Annotated in this window: 8 protein-coding genes and 3 pseudogenes; 2 read left to right on the top strand and 9 right to left on the bottom strand. The window is 62.3% G+C overall.

The window, feature by feature from the left end:
- Window positions 1-36 precede the first annotated feature (36 nt).
- The 6 genes and pseudogenes from IPK59_18955 to IPK59_18930 form a co-directional block, all read right to left on the bottom strand.
- Window positions 37-1,200: an ABC transporter substrate-binding protein gene (locus IPK59_18955; GenBank protein MBK8160747.1), complete on the bottom strand. Its 1,164-nt coding sequence runs from the start codon at window positions 1,198-1,200 to the stop codon at window positions 37-39.
- Window positions 1,201-1,388: 188 nt separating this feature from the next.
- Window positions 1,389-2,498, bottom strand: a complete 1,110-nt coding sequence (locus tag IPK59_18950) for a GTP-binding protein (GenBank protein ID MBK8160746.1) — start codon at window positions 2,496-2,498, stop codon at window positions 1,389-1,391.
- On the bottom strand, window positions 2,495-3,493 hold the full coding sequence (locus IPK59_18945) for a COX15/CtaA family protein (protein ID MBK8160745.1): 999 nt from the start codon (window positions 3,491-3,493) through the stop codon (window positions 2,495-2,497). Before IPK59_18945 ends, IPK59_18950 begins: the two co-directional genes overlap by 4 nt.
- A 182-nt stretch (window positions 3,494-3,675) precedes the next feature.
- Window positions 3,676-4,095 carry a cytidine deaminase gene (locus tag IPK59_18940; GenBank protein MBK8160744.1) on the bottom strand — a complete coding sequence of 140 codons (420 nt, stop codon included), beginning with the start codon at window positions 4,093-4,095 and terminating at the stop codon, window positions 3,676-3,678.
- Window positions 4,096-4,168: 73 nt separating this feature from the next.
- Window positions 4,169-4,522 (bottom strand): DMT family protein, encoded by a 354-nt coding sequence (locus IPK59_18935; GenBank protein MBK8160743.1) that lies wholly within the window; start codon window positions 4,520-4,522, stop codon window positions 4,169-4,171.
- A gap of 49 nt (window positions 4,523-4,571) precedes the next feature.
- Window positions 4,572-5,074 (bottom strand): annotated as a pseudogene (locus tag IPK59_18930) (tryptophan-rich sensory protein).
- A gap of 376 nt (window positions 5,075-5,450) precedes the next feature.
- Here IPK59_18930 and IPK59_18925 point away from each other — a divergent pair.
- Window positions 5,451-6,521 (top strand): alkene reductase, encoded by a 1,071-nt coding sequence (locus IPK59_18925; protein MBK8160742.1) that lies wholly within the window; start codon window positions 5,451-5,453, stop codon window positions 6,519-6,521.
- 197 nt (window positions 6,522-6,718) lie between these two features.
- Window positions 6,719-8,951: pseudogene (locus tag IPK59_18920) on the top strand (GcvT family protein).
- A 379-nt stretch (window positions 8,952-9,330) separates the two neighbouring features.
- Here the strand turns inward: IPK59_18920 and IPK59_18915 are convergent.
- The 3 genes and pseudogenes from IPK59_18915 to IPK59_18905 form a co-directional block, all read right to left on the bottom strand.
- Complete coding sequence (locus tag IPK59_18915) at window positions 9,331-10,041, bottom strand: hypothetical protein (protein ID MBK8160741.1); 711 nt, start codon at window positions 10,039-10,041, stop codon at window positions 9,331-9,333.
- 555 nt (window positions 10,042-10,596) lie between these two features.
- Window positions 10,597-12,637 (bottom strand): annotated as a pseudogene (locus IPK59_18910) (FAD-dependent oxidoreductase).
- Window positions 12,638-12,669: 32 nt separating this feature from the next.
- A complete protein-coding gene (locus IPK59_18905) occupies window positions 12,670-15,084 on the bottom strand; it encodes a GcvT family protein (protein MBK8160740.1) in 2,415 nt (804 codons plus the stop codon).
- Window positions 15,085-15,087: the final 3 nt, after the last annotated feature.

The raw sequence follows: 15,087 nt of genomic DNA, 5'->3' as shown, positions 1-15,087 counted from the left end.
CATTGCTGATCCGCCCCGATCAGATATCAGAAAGGGTTACTGTCCGCTCTGGACCGACTGGACGGCTGCCACCCAATCCTTGTAGGGCACACAGGCACCGCCCTGGGTCGGGCAATCCTTTTCCGGCGTACGCCAGAAATGGATGCGGGCAAAGAGCTGCGAACCGTTGGCGACGCAGCCCGTGCCGCCCAGGATCGGATCCTCGCACGCGGCCGTCACGGCCGGCACGCTGCCGAACCAGGACGCGGTCCCCGCCTGTGCCACATTGGTCAACGAGTGGTTGAGCCATTTGTAGGCGCAGTTGGGATGCGGTGCCTCGGCATGCATCATCGTGGTGTCGGCCCAACCGGTCGCACCTTCCTTGGGCACCGTGGAGCCGATGCGCACCTTGCCGCCGGCACGGAGCGCATTCACCTGATAGGGCCAGCTGGTCGAGGCGACGACACCTTCATTGGTGAAATCGTCCATCTGGGCCACGACATCGGACCAGTACTTGTTGACGATCTGGCGTTGGCCGCGCAGCAGTTCAACCGCGGCATCGAACTGGGCCTGGGTCAGCTCATAGGGGTCCTTGATGCCGAGTTCCGGCTTGTTGGCCATCAGATAGAGAGCGGCGTCGGCGAGGTAGATCGTGCCGTAATAGGCTTCAACGCGGCCCTTGTTCGACTTGCCGTCGGGCAGGGTCTGTTCCTCGAACACCACCGACCAGCTCTGCGGCGCATTCTCGAACACGTCGGCGTTATAGAGGAGCACGTTGGCGCCCCACTGCCATGGCACGCCGAAATGCTTGCCGTCGACCGTGTGCCACGCGGCGCTCTGCAGGCGCGGATCGACCTTGCCGTAATCGGGGATGAGGGCGGTGTTGATTTCCTGCACCGTGCCGCCGCGGATGAGACGAACGGAGGCATCCCCCGAGGCGGTGACGAGATCGAAACCGCCGCCATTCATCAGCGACACCATCTCGTCCGAGCTGCCGGCGGTCTTCACCGTGACCTTGCAGCCGGTTTCCTTTTCGAAGCCGGTCACCCAATCATAGGCCGGATCGGTCTCGCCGCGCTCGATATAGCCCGGCCAGGCGACGATGGCGACTTCGCCTTCGCCTTCGCCGATGCTCTGCAACGGTTCGGCCTGGGCAGCTATGCTGCCCAGTACCAAGGCTGCGGCAACGCTCGTGCCGGCCAATTTCCACTTAACGGACATTTTTATCCCTCCCTTTGTTGCTGACGGACAGGATCCGGCGGCGCTGCCTGGCAGGCCCTCACGTTTCCCCTCGATCAAGGCGAAAGCTAGCAATCTTCCTGGCGATGCAAAACTGAAAAACGTCGGTTGCCGGTTAGTTCATGCCGCTCCGGCGCCGTTTGGGGGGGATGGGAGGCTGGTTTGCCGGTTTACGCTGCGGTTGCGTCGTCCAGGAACGCGGTCATGGATTCGGTGATCGCGACCTGGTCCAGATCGCGGGTGATGAAAACCAGCTTCGAACGGCGGTCGTCGCTGGGCCAGGACGGCAGCAGGACCGGTGGATGAAACAGGTGCTGGACCCCGTGAATGGCGACCGGCTGCGCCTCGCCCGCGACGCTGAGCAGGCCCTTGATGCGCAGCAGGTCAGGCCCCTGGGTCGTCGTCAGCATATCGATCCAGGCGCAGAAACGTTCCCAGTCGAGCGGCTTGTCGCGGATGATACAGAAGGCGCGGATATGCGCATCGTGCCGGTTCACATCGAGCCCGTGCCCGTGCTCGTGCTGCCCGTGCCCGTGATGCTCGTGCCCGTGGTCATGCCCATGATGGTCATGATCATGATGCGGCACGACATAGGCCTCCTCGCGCAGCCAGCGCTGCACGTCGAGGCTCTTGCTGTCCGGGTTGTAGAGACCGGCATTGAACAGGGCTGCGGGATCGACGACACCGTTCGAGACGCGCAGGATCGGTGCCGCCGGATTGAGCCGGCGCAGGCGTGCCTCCAGCGCGGCGATGCTGTCCACATCAGCCAGATCGCATTTGGTGAGCAGCAGCCGGTCGGCAACCGCCGCCTGCTTCACCGATTCCATCTGCCGGTCCATCTGCATCTCGCCATTCACCGCATCGACCGTGGCGATGACGCCGTCCAGGCGGTAGACCGTGGTGAGCAGCGGGTCCTGCATCAAGGTGTGGAGGATCGGCGCCGGATCGGCCAGCCCCGTGGTCTCGATCACCACGCGCTTGAAGGGCGGGATCTCGCCCTTGTGCCGGCGCTTGTAGAGCCGGCGCATGGCGTCGATGAGATCGCCGCGGATGGTGCAGCAGAGGCATCCGGAATCAAGCAGGATGGTATCGTCCTCAGCCTTCTCGACCAGCAGATGGTCAAGGCCCACTTCACCAAATTCATTGATGATGACGGCCGTCTGGCCCATGTCGGGATGTGCCAGCAGATGCTTCAGCAGCGTCGTCTTGCCGCTGCCCAAGAACCCGGTGATGACGGAAACCGGCAGCCGTTCCGGCGCCGGTGCGGCTTCCGCGCTCATGACAGGCGCCTTGCCTGGCGGCGGAGCGCGTGCTGCGCGATGAGGCCGCAGCCCAGCAGCACGAAGGCGCCCAATTGATGCAGCACGGCCAGCGACATCGGCACCACCAGCATGAGCGTTGCGATACCGAGGAATGCCTGCGCCGCCAGCGCGAAGGGCAAAGTGAGTGCCCGCCGCTTGATGATGGCGGCGATATCGTGCCGGCGCACGCGGATGAGGAAACTGATGACGGTGATGGCGACGAAGCCCGAGGTGAGCCGATGCTGGAACTGCACCATGGCGAGGTTCTCGGTGAAATTGCTCCACCAGGGTGACAGCAGCAGCAGGTTCGGCGACAGCCAATGGCCGTTCATGCGCGGAAAATCATTGTAAACGTAGCCGGCATCGGTGCCGGCGACCAGGCCACCCAGCGCGATCTCCAGGGCGATGAGCAAATTCATGCAGCGCGCATGGCGGCCGAGTTTCGCCGCTGCGGCGGCGTCGCCTTCGAGCGGCACGTCATCGAGATAGTCGAGCGCATACCACAGCATCAGTGCGAAGATCGCGAGCGCCAGCATCAGGTGGATGACGAGCCGGTACTGGCTGACATCGACCCGGTCCTGGAAACCGCTTGCCACCATGAACCAGCCGACCGCACCCTGCAGGCCGCCCAGCGCAAACAGCACGAGCAGGCGCGGCAGTTCGGCGCGGGTGATTTGGCCCCGGATCAGGAACCAGACCATCGGTGCCAGGAACGCCACGGCCAGCAGGCGGCCCCACAGCCTGTGCAAATATTCCCACCAGAAGATGCCCTTGAAAGCCTCAAGGGTCATGCCCGCATTGACATGCTTGTACTCGGCGATCTGCCGGTAGAGCGCAAAGACCCGTTCCCATTCATGGTCGGAAAAGGGCGGGAAGGCGCCCATCAGCGGCTTCCATTCCATGATGGAAAGGCCGGAATCGGTGAGGCGCGTGATCCCCCCAGCAGCACCATGACCGCGATCATGCCGCAGCACAGCAACAACCAGCGCCCGACGCTGCGGCGGGCCGATCGGCTGCCGGCGGCAGTCGGAAGGGTGGTCGTGCTGGTCAGTGTGTCGCTCATCATGGCTCTCGTTGCGGGCGCCGGAGCATAGTCCGGCCGTGGCAAAAGGAAAGACCCTTCAAGGGCGACAGATTGCGCCGGAATCGGCCTTTTTCAGAGCGCCCGCCGGTATTTTTCCGGTAGCAGGTCAGCGACGGCCACCCGTTTCAGATCACCCTCATGGGACATGATCACGGCGCTGCCGGGGGCAAAATCGGTCAGCATCTCCCGGCAGATGCCGCAGGGCGAAACCACCTGCGGCTCGGCATGCAACTCCTTAGGGCGCGGGTGGCGGACCGAGACGATGGCTTCGATCGCGGTCTCGCCCGCCGAGAGCGCGCTGCCCAGCGCTACGGCTTCTGCGCAGACCGAGCAGCGGCCGACATAGGTATCGAGATGGAGGCCGAGATAGATGCGCCCCGAGGCACCGCGCACGGCTGCCCCGATATGATGCCGGTTCTCCTGGTAGCGGCTGCGGATGAAATCGCTGGCGGCTGCCATCAGCTCGATATCGGGCGTGGTAAGCTTGCTCAAAAGAGGGTCCAGTTCCGGTGGTTCGAGGCACCGGTATGATGCAGCAAGGCCGGCTCTGCGGCAATCATGGCGCTCACCATTTATGGAACACGAAGAAACCGGCAGCGGCGATGAGGGTGAATCCCACGGCATGGTTCCAGCGAATGGCTTCGCCGAGATAGGCCCAGGAAAAGACGCAGAACACGACCAGTGTGATGATCTCCTGCATCGTCTTCAATTCGGCCGCCGAATAGACCGAATGCCCGATCCGGTTGGCTGGGATCGCAAAGCAATATTCGACGAAGGCGATGCCCCAGGAGGCGATGATCACCAGCCATAGCGGCTTCGACGTGAACTTCAGGTGCCCGTACCAGGCAAAGGTCATGAAGACGTTGGAAATCGCCAGCAGGACAATCGGCGTCAGCTGCGGCGTCATGAAGGACGGCATGTGTCTTCCTCGACGTTTGGGACCCCAGGGGGCAAGCTTCTAGCCTGATCTAGTTGAGGACGACAATGGCGCTGTTGAGAAGGGCGGCAAAGGCCACCCAGGCCGCATAGGGCAACAACAGCGCCGCCGCCCAACCATCATGCCGCCAGAAGGAAAGCGCGGTGAAGATGATGAGGACCAGCAGCAGCAGGCAGTCGATGAGCGCCAGGTCCGGCCGCTGCAACCCGAAGAACAAGACCGACCAGGCGAGATTGACGATGAGCTGCACCAGATAGAGGGCGAGCGATTGCCCCCCGCGCGCCAGCCCACCTGCCGCCAAACGCGCCACGCCGCCACCGCCATCATTACATAGAGGAGAGACCAGACCGGACCGAAGATCCAGTTGGGCGGGTTGAAGCTGGGTTTGGCGAGCGTCGGATACCAGCTGGCGATGGATGACGCGGTGAAGGTACCGCCCATGGCAGAAAAGGCGAGGCTCACGGCCAGGAAACCCAGGAGAACGGCGATCTGCCGGCCAAGGCCGGGGCGGTGGTGGACGGGGGACGGGGTCATGGGGCTCTGAATCCGATGCAAATATGTTCACTTGGTACGGCACACCGCCGGCGGGAGACCATCTTACCAGGCCAGAATATCCCGCGGGCGGGCGTCGGGCGCCGCCATCGTTACCAGCGAGGATGGCCGCGTCGTCACCATTACCTATGTAAATTGACGGCAATCGGCGGTTTCCAGGCAGTTTTCAAGCATACCTCGTGTGAAATAAGGCTTTGCAGTCAAAGCATTGCTACCCATCGTCGCTGGGCATTGTGCAGTGCAGCCAGGGTTCCTAGCTTGAGAAGGACGGGGACAAGACGGCGGGGAATCATGTCCAGGCGCTGTTCCACCCCCGGACCCATTCGCGCCCTTTTTCACAAAGATAGGCAACCCGCACATGTCGAAGCTCCTCGATCCGATCACCGTTGGTGATCTGCGTCTTCCCAACCGCGTGGTCCTTGCCCCGCTGACCCGTGCCCGCGCAAGCGAAGGCCGCGTACCCAACGATCTGATGCGGGACTATTACGTCCAGCGCGCCGGCGCCGGCCTCATCCTGACCGAGGCCACTGCCGTGACGCCGCAGGGTGTGGGCTATGCCGACACGCCCGGCCTCTGGTCCGATGCCCAGGTCGAAGGCTGGCGCCGGATCACCGACGCGGTCCATGCCGCGGGCGGCCGCATCTTTGCGCAGCTCTGGCATGTCGGCCGCATCTCCGACCCGATTTTCCTGGATGGCGATCTGCCGGTGGCGCCCAGCGCCATCGCCCCTGCCGGCCATGTCAGCCTCGTGCGGCCGCAGCGCCCCTATGTGACCCCGCGCGCCCTTGAGCTCGACGAATTGCCCGGCATCGTGGCGGCCTACGCCCAGGGCGCCGAGAATGCGAAGAAGGCCGGCTTCGACGGTGTCGAACTGCACGGCGCCAACGGCTATCTCCTGGATCAGTTCCTGCAGGACGGCACCAACAAGCGCACCGACATCTATGGCGGCCCGATCGAGAACCGCGCCCGGCTGATGCTGGAAGCGACCGATGCGGTGCTGAAGGTCTGGGGCCCGGGCCGCGTCGGCATGCATCTCGCCCCCCGCCGTGACTCCCACGACATGAGCGATTCCAACCCGGCCGCCACCTTCGGCTATGTGGCCGAGCAGCTCGGCAATCGCGGTCTTGCTTTCATCGCCGCCCGCGAGGCGCAGCAGCCGGACAGTCTTGGCCCGCAATTGAAGAAGGCGTTCGGCGGCGTCTACATCGCCAATGAAGGCTTCACCCAGGAAAGCGCCGAGGCGATCATCGCCGCCGGCAACGCCGATGCGGTGGCGTTCGGCAAGCTCTTCATCGCCAACCCGGATCTGCCCAGGCGCTTTGCCCTGGGTGCCAAGCTCAACGACTGGGATGCCAGCACCTTCTATGGCAGCGGCGCCAAGGGCTATACCGACTATCCGGCCCTGGAAAGCGATCTCGTCGACGCCTGACGGCTTTCTTCGCTCCCTGAGGAAAAGGCCCGCGGTGGTGATACCGCGGGCCTTTTTCATGTCCAAAACACGAAAACTCACCCGATTTATGAGATTTCCAGGCTTTTCCGCCCGCCCCGCCTTGGCATAGTTAGGGCCATCGCGGCCGCGTTGGGCGGCTCAACCTATCTGCTTGATCGAAAAGGGATCTCTGCATCATGAAATCGCAGGCGCGGGTCGTCGTCATCGGGGGCGGCGTGGTCGGTGTGAGCGTGCTTTACCATCTGACGAAGCGCGGCTGGACCGATGTCATGCTGGTCGAACGCTCGGAACTGACGTCGGGCTCGACCTGGCACGCTGCCGGCGGCATGCACACGATCAATGGCGACCCGAACATGTCGCATCTGCAGGCCTATACCGTGAAGCTCTACGATGAGCTCGAACGCGAATCCGGCCAGTCCTGCGGCATCCACCGCGTGGGCTGCCTCTATCTCGCCGGCACCGAGGCGCGGGCCGATTATTTCAAGACCGAACTCGCCAAGGCCCATTATCTCGGTATCGGCCTCCATGAAGTCTCGATGGACGAGGTGAAGAAAATCAACCCGCTGGTCGACACCTCCAAATTCACCAAGGCGATGTTCGATCCGGCCGACGGCCATGTTGATCCCTCCAGCGTCACCAACGCCTATGCCAAGGCCGCGAAGAACAAGGGCGCCACGATCTCGCTGCGCAACCCGGTTCTGGAGCTTCGCCAGAAGCCCAACGGCCATTGGCTGGTGGTGACCAAGGAAGGCACCATCGAGGCGGAATATGTCGTGAATGCCGCCGGCCTCTGGGCGCGCGAAGTGGGGCGCCTGGCCGGCATCGATCTCCCGATCCTGCCGATGGAACATGAATACATCGTCACCAATGCGATCCCCGAGGTCGAGGCGCTGGATCACGAGATCCCGATGACCATCGATTTCGAGGGCGAGAGCTACATGCGCCAGGAGCAGAAGGGCCTGCTCATCGGCACCTATGAACATGACTGCCGCCATTGGGCCTTGAAAGGCACGCCGCAGGATTTCGGCCATGAACTGCTGCAGGAAGATGTCGACCGCATCTGGTCGGCGCTGGAATTTGCGATGACGCGCTATCCCTGCCTGGAGAAGGGCGGCATCAAGCGCACCATCAACGGGCCGATGGTGTTCTCCCCCGACGGCAACCCTTTGGTCGGTCCCGTGCCGGGCCTCACCAACTATTTCAGCGCCTGTGGCGTCATGGCGGGCTTCAGCCAGGGCGGCGGTGTCGGCATGGTTGTCGCCAACTGGATCATCGACGGCGAGCCGGGCATGGATGTGTTCGCGATGGATGTGGCGCGCTTCGGCGCCCATAACAACCGCGCCTTCACCCTCGAAAAGACCACCGAAAACTATCGCCGCCGTTTCACCATGACCTTCCCGAACGAGGAACTGCCGGCGGCAAGGCCCCTCAAGACCTCGCCCATCTATCCGCATCTGAAAAGCGAAGGTGCCTTGTTCGGGGTGGCCTTCGGCTGGGAATACCCGCTCTGGTTCGCGCCCAAGGGCACGGAGCCCAAGGAGGAGCCGACCTATCGCCGCTCCAACGCCTTCCCCCATGTGGCGGCCGAGGTGAAGGCGGTGCGCGAGCATGTCGGCATCTGGGAAACCTCGAGCTACGGCAAGATCGAGGTGAGCGGCGCCGATGCCGCCTCGTTCCTCGATCGCATCGTCAGCAACAAGCTGCCGGCTCTGGGCCGCACCGTGCTGTGTCCTATGCTGTCGCCAAACGGCGCCATCTTCGGCGATCTCACCGTGACGCGCACCAAGGAAGATACCTTCCTGATGATCGGTTCCGGCGGCGCGGAGGTCTATTACACGCGCTGGCTCCATACCAATCTCAGAGGCGAGCGGGTTGCCATCCGCAGCGTCACCAACGATTATTCCGGCCTGTCGCTGACCGGCCCCAAGGCCCGCGCCGTCCTGCAGCAGCTGACCGAGACCGATCTCAGCCATGCCGCATTCCCCTTCCTCCATGCGCGGCAGATCCATGTCGGCCTCGCCGACGCCTTGGTCATCCGCGCAAGCTTCACCGGCGAGCTCGGCTACGAGATCTATGTGGCGCCCCATAACCTCATCCATGTCTATGAACGGCTGCGCGCAGCAGGTGCCGATCATGGCTTGAAGATGTTCGGCGTCCGCGCGCTCCATTCCATGCGCATGGAAAAGGGCTATGGCTCCTGGGGCCGCGACTTCACCGCCGACTACAATGCGGCAGAAGCCGATTGGGGCCGCTTCGTGAGTCGGCCATTCGACTGGCAAGCAGCTGGCACTCGCTTATCTGCCGATGAGCGGCGACAGTTTCGAGATCGAGGTCATGGGCAAGCGCGTGCCGGCCTCGCGTCTGAAGGAAGCCCCCTTCGACCCCAGCTCATCCCGCCTGCGCAGCTAGATCGATTCCTGTTCTGTTGGAATCGCTTCCTCCTCCCACCTTCAGGGGGGAGGTCGGGAGGGGGGCTGCGCTCAGTCTGCATTTCTCACAATCATCACCCACGCCCCACCCCCGCCGACGAATGTCGGCATTCGCCGACAGTGCCTCCGCCTGAAGGAGGAGGGCAATCGTATGTATCCAGTATCGTCATGCCCGGGCTTGACCCGGGCATCAGATACGACTGGGCTCTGATCCTCAGTTGCGGACTGATCCCCGGGTCAAGCCCGGGGATGACGACCTACAAATTACCATATGCACCCCCCTCTCCCCTTGAAGGAGAGTGCTTGTATGCTTGACTGAACAGAAGGCGACGACCATTTGAGCAAACGACAGGTCGGCGCTACGAAGCTTTGCCCTTAGCGAGAAGGGCGCGCTTCTGTGCAGATGAGAGCTTTTTGGGACGAGGGGGTTCTTTGGGGGGCGATCCCCGAGACGGTTTGGGCCGGGGTTTTGCGCCTAGCGGATCTTCAGGCAGCGGGAGTGAGGCTATCTTATACGGTAGAGGAAGTTTGGTTTTCAATGTTGAAAGCGCAAGAGTCATCGCTTCTTTTGTCGAAGGACCCTGCTTCAATCCGTCGTTGTCTTCCGATTCTAAGCTGGCCGATATTATAGCGGCATAGTCAGCGAAGTTTTTAAGGTTGAAGACTATCTCTTCTAAAACTTCGATGCTTACGTTGAAATGCGATGAGTGCCCGAGCTTGTGAGTTTTAAATATTCGTCCCTCATATCTAGGCGTAGCGGTAATTGGATTTATAGCCGGACTAGCATGCAAAATAGTGTTTCGGTTTTCTCGAAGAATGCTCGTTGCACTTAGGAGATGATTGACGCATTCCGATATGCGGGCGTCAGGTTCGATTTTTTTCACCAAGTACCGGAAGAATTCTTCTTTGGTTTGATTGCCCATGCTTTGAAAAATTCGGCTCGCTACTTCGGCCTTTCCGCCGAGATAGTGAAACCCAACAACGTCTACGCGTCGCTCTAGCAAGTTCCACCCGATGGCAATTTCGCCTATGGTTTCGGCATATTTCTTTCGAGAGGGACGGCGGGCCATGGCTGACTCCAAATTTGACGATCAAGAGCGTGAAGAGAGTCTAAAGCGCATGCTGAATACGCCACGAACGCCGCACGAAACGAAAGCGACGCCAAAGATAGCGACGAAGAAGGGAAAAGGTAGAGGCGGCCCCCTAAGGAACCGCCCCGGCTTTTAGGCCAGCATCACGATTAGCCAGCACAACCACCCGAGGGTGGAAGCGACGTTAAACTTGATGTCTACGGTGATCTGAATCTTGCGCACGGCAAGTCCTTTCAGACCCACGGTACCGCAGGCCATTGAAGGTCTGCTTATCGCGTCCCCATTACGGATAACCCGCCGTTTGGGGCTTCATCGGGTGAGATCCGGCTGTGCGCACAGCCATCTCCCAGGACACCAGTACAAATGGTGTCGGCGTCGGAGAGCCCAGAGTTGCCCCGATGTCTCGGGGGTCTGGGGGCCTAAACCACCCCGAAGGGCCTATGGCAATCATCCCGCAAGTCTTGCTTGCGAGCAATGATTAACTACTTTGGCTTGCGCCTTTGAGGGAGAGGGGTTGTGGTGAGGGGGCTCACTTCAAAACACCTTGCACAGCCGCAAGCCGTCATAGATCGCGGCGTGGATGTTTCTGGTGGAGACCGCATCACCGATGCGGAACAGCTGGAAGGATCCCGCCGCGTTCGTCTTCAGCGCCTGCGGGCGGCCCTCGATGAAGCTGTCGATATCGATCTCGCCGCGATTGACGCTTTGCTCCTTGAGATCGAAATAGACTGCATCCGCCGGCAGATTGCCGTGCGCCACGATGATCTGCTGCGCGCGGCGCTCGGATGTCGATTTGTCATAGGCGTTGAACAGGGTCGCCACCAGCTGGTTGCCGACCTTCGCGATCTTGGTCATGCGCTGGTTGATGGTGAGCGTCACGCCACCCGCATAGAACGCCTTGTAGTAAGCCGGGTAGTTGAGCCCGCCCACTTCCGCGCCGATCATGCGCTCCGGCGTGATGAGCTCGAACTTGATGCCCCTGGCGGTCAGGAATTCCGCCGTCGACAGCGCCTCATGCCCCGCCTCATCGTCATAGAGGATGATGTCGTCGGAAAGGGCCACCTGGCCGGAGAGCACATCCCAGGTCGAGATGGCGAGATCGCCGCCTTGCTGGAACGGTGCCGTGTTCGGCGTGCCGCCCGTGGCGATGATGACGATATCCGGCTGCTCTGCCACGATCTCCGCCGCTTCCACGAAACTGTTGAAGCGGAATTCGGCACCGGCAGCCTGTGCCTCGGCATAGAGCCAGTCGGTGATGCCGACCAGTTCCTTGCGTCGGCCCACCGTGGCGGCGATGGCGACCTGGCCACCGACACGGTCGGTGGCCTCGAACACCGTCACCTTGTGGCCGCGCAAGGCTGAGACACGCGCCGCTTCGAGGCCGGCGGGTCCGGCACCGACGATGACGATCCTCTTCACCGGCCCGTCACTCCGCGCGATGACATGGGGCATCGTCTCTTCGCGCCCCGTCGCCGGATTGTGGAGGCACAGCGCTTCGCCGCCCTGATAGATGCGGTCGATGCAATAGCCGGCACCGACACAGGGGCGAATCCGCTCTTCCTCGCCGCGCATCATCTTCGCCACGATATGCGGGTCCGCCATATGCGCCCGCGTCATGCCGATCATGTCGACCGCATCGTCGGCCACCCAATGCCGCGCTGTGGCGAGATCGTTGATGCGCGCCGCGTGAAAGATGGGGAGGCCGGGGAGGGGCGGCGCGCGCCGCCTTCACCTTGGCAAAGTTCGGCCCGGCCGGCGTGCCCATGAGCGGGATGATGTGGGACAGTGATTCATCGGTGTCGATCGTCCCCACGATGACATTGATGAAATCGACGAGGCCGGCCGCGTGCAGCCGCCGCATGATCTCGAGACCTTCGTCGAAACCAAAGCCATCGGATGCCGCTTCATCGACCGCCATGCGCACGCCGATGATGAAATCGGCCCCGGCCTGGCGGCGCATGTCGGCCAGCACCTCCATGCCGAAGCGCATGCGGTTCTCGAGGCTGCCGCCGTAATTGTCTTCGCGCGAATTGGTGCGCGGCGACAGGAACGAATCGAAAAGATGGCCATAGGCTTCGATTTCCACCCCGTCGAGATCCCCCTCGCGGCAGCGTCTGGCGGCAGAACCATAGGCCTTCACGACGCGGCTGATGTCGAAATCCTCCATCATCTTCGGGAAGCCGCGATGGGCGGGCTCGCGTTCGTGGGATGCCGAGATGATGGGCAGCCAATGTTCCTTGCTCCAGGACGTGCGACGGCCGAGATGCGTGATCTGGCACATCACCGCGCAATCATAGGCATGGACGCGCTTGGCCAGCGCCTTGAAGTCCGGAATGATCGCATCGTCATGGACGTAAAGATTGCCGAAGGCCTGCGGCGAATCCTTGGCGATGACCGAGGAGCCGCCGATCATCGTCATGGCGGCGCCACCCTTGGCCTTCTCCTCATGATAGAGCTGGTAGCGCAAGCCCGGCCGTCCGGCCTCGGAGTAAGCCGGCTCATGGGATGTCGAGAAGATGCGGTTCTTGAGCTTGAGATGCTTCAGTTGATAGGGCTGCAGCAAGGGGTCGGCCATGGTGACTCCGATGTGTGGCTTTTCTTGTTGGCTCAGGCGCGCATCTTGCCGCCATTGGGATCGTAGAGGGGGGCACCCAGGATTTCAGCCGGGAAGCGCTGGCCGTTGATCTCGATCTCGACCTTGGTGCCGGCCTTGGCAAGCTCTGTCGGCACATAGCCGAACGCCACCGACTTTCCCACCGAATGCGCATAACCGCCCGACGAGACATAGCCCACCGCCTTGTCGCCGACCATCACCGCCTCGTCATTGGTGACGTCAATATCCTTCGTCGCCACCACCATGGTGACGAGCTTCTTCGCCGGCCCCTTGGTCTTCTGCGCCAGTGCCGCCTCCTTGCCGATGAACTCCTTGCCCCAGTTGATGAAGGCATCGAGCCCGCTTTCGGCGGCCGTGAAATCCGGGCGGTAGTCGAGGGTCCAGACACCCCAGTTCTTCTCCAGCCGCAGGCTCATGAGCGCCCGCGCACCATACCAGCGGAGGCCCAAATCCTGGCCCGCTTCCTCGATCGCCTCGGCGAGGCGCAGCTGATAAGGAGGTGCCACATAGATCTCATAGCCAAGCTCGCCGGAGAAGGAGACACGCGCCAGGATCGCCGGCACACCGGCGACGAAACTCCGCCGGATGTCGAGGAATTTCAGCGCCGCATTCGATACATCCTCCCGCACCAGCCGCGCCAGCAGCTCGCGCGACCGTGGGCCGGAGAGCGCGATGCCATGCAGCTCGTCCGACATGTTGCGATAGGCAACACCGCTTGCCGGCAGATACTTTTCGAACCAGCGGCGATGGGCTTCCTGCATCGCCCCCGAGCCGAATAGCATGAAATGATCGTCACCCAGGCACGCCACGGTTAGATCGCCATAGAGCCTGCCCTTGGGCGTCAGCATCGGCGTCAAGGACATGCGGCCCTGTTTCGGCAACCGCCCCGCCAGCACATGGTCGAGGAAGGCCCGCGCCCCAGGTCCCTTGAACTCGTGCTTGGCGAAATTGGCGATCTCGATCGCCCCCACCGCCTCGCGCACGGCTTTCACTTCGCGCGCAACATAGTCATGGGCGCGCGGGCGGTTGAAGGTCGGTGCCTCATGGGCATCCGCCGGCCCGTCGGCAAACCACAGCGCGTGTTCCAGGCCGAAGCCCTGGCCCCAGACCGCCCCCTTGGCGGTCAGCCGGTCATAGAGCGCCGTCGTCTTCTGGCGCCGACCCTTGGGCAGCGTCTCATTGGGGAAGGTCATTACGAAGCGGCGTTCGTAATTCTCCGATGATTTGATGGTGCCCCATTCCGGTGTCGCGAAATTGCCGAAGCGCGCCACGTCCATCGCCCAGACATCGATCGAGGGCTCGCCGTCCATCATCCATTCCGCCATGCAGAGGCCGACACCACCCCCCTGGCAGAAGCCCGCCATGACACCGACCGCGACCCAGTAATTGCGCATCCCCGGCACGGGGCCGATCATCGGGTTGCCGTCGGGACCGAAGGTGAACGGACCGTTGATCACATTCTTGATGCCGGCGCGGCCCAAGGCCGGAATGCGCTGGAAGCCCAGTTCCAGCCGCTCGGCGATATTGTCGAGCTTGGGTTCCAGCAGTTCATGGCCGAAATCCTGCGGCGTGCCCTTGACCGACCAGGGTGTGGCACGCGGTTCATAGGTGCCGAGCAGCATGCCCTGCCGCTCCTGCCGGAAATACATGTTGCCTTCGTAATCGATGCCGGCCGGCAGCCGTTCCTCGCCACGCTCGACGATCTCGGGGATCGCCTCGGTGATGAGGTAATGATGCTCCATCGGCTGCACGGGGAGATGAATGCCGGCAAGATGCCCAACCTCGCGCGCCCCCAACCCGCCCGCATTGACGATCATCTCGGCATTGATCGTGCCATTGGGCGTCACCACGTTCCAGCTGCCATCCACGCGCTGCTTGGTCTCGATGACCGGCGTGTGCGTGTAGTATTTGCCGCCATGCACCTTGGCAGCCTTGGCATAGGCATAGCAGACGCCGGAGGGATCGATGTCGCCATCCAGGGGATCCCACAGCGCCGCGATATAGCGGCTGGGATCAATCAGCGGATGGCGGCGTGCTGCTTCCTCGACGCTGATGAATTCCTGGTCGAGGCCCATGTAGCGCGCCTTCGAGCGTTCGCGCTTCAGGTAATCGTACCAAATCTGGTTGGAGGCGAGATAAAAGCCGCCGGTCGAATGCATGCCGACCGAATGGCCCGAGGTGGCCTCTATCTCCTTGTAGAGATTGATCGTATAGCCCTGCAGGCGTGAGATGTTGGGATCCGACGAGATGGTGTGGATCTGCCCAGCCGCATGCCAGGAGGAGCCGGAGGTCAGTTCGCTGCGCTCCAGCAGAATGACATCCTTCCAGCCGAACTTCGCCAGATGAAACAGGATCGAGCAACCCACCACGCCACCACCGATGATGACGACCTTCGCATGCGTTTCCATAAT

It is taken from the genome of Rhodospirillaceae bacterium, assembly GCA_016712715.1.
Taxonomy (GTDB): Bacteria; Pseudomonadota; Alphaproteobacteria; order Dongiales; family Dongiaceae; genus Dongia.
Note: the sequence above shows the minus strand (reverse complement) of the source record. Positions and strands in the feature narration are given on the sequence as shown.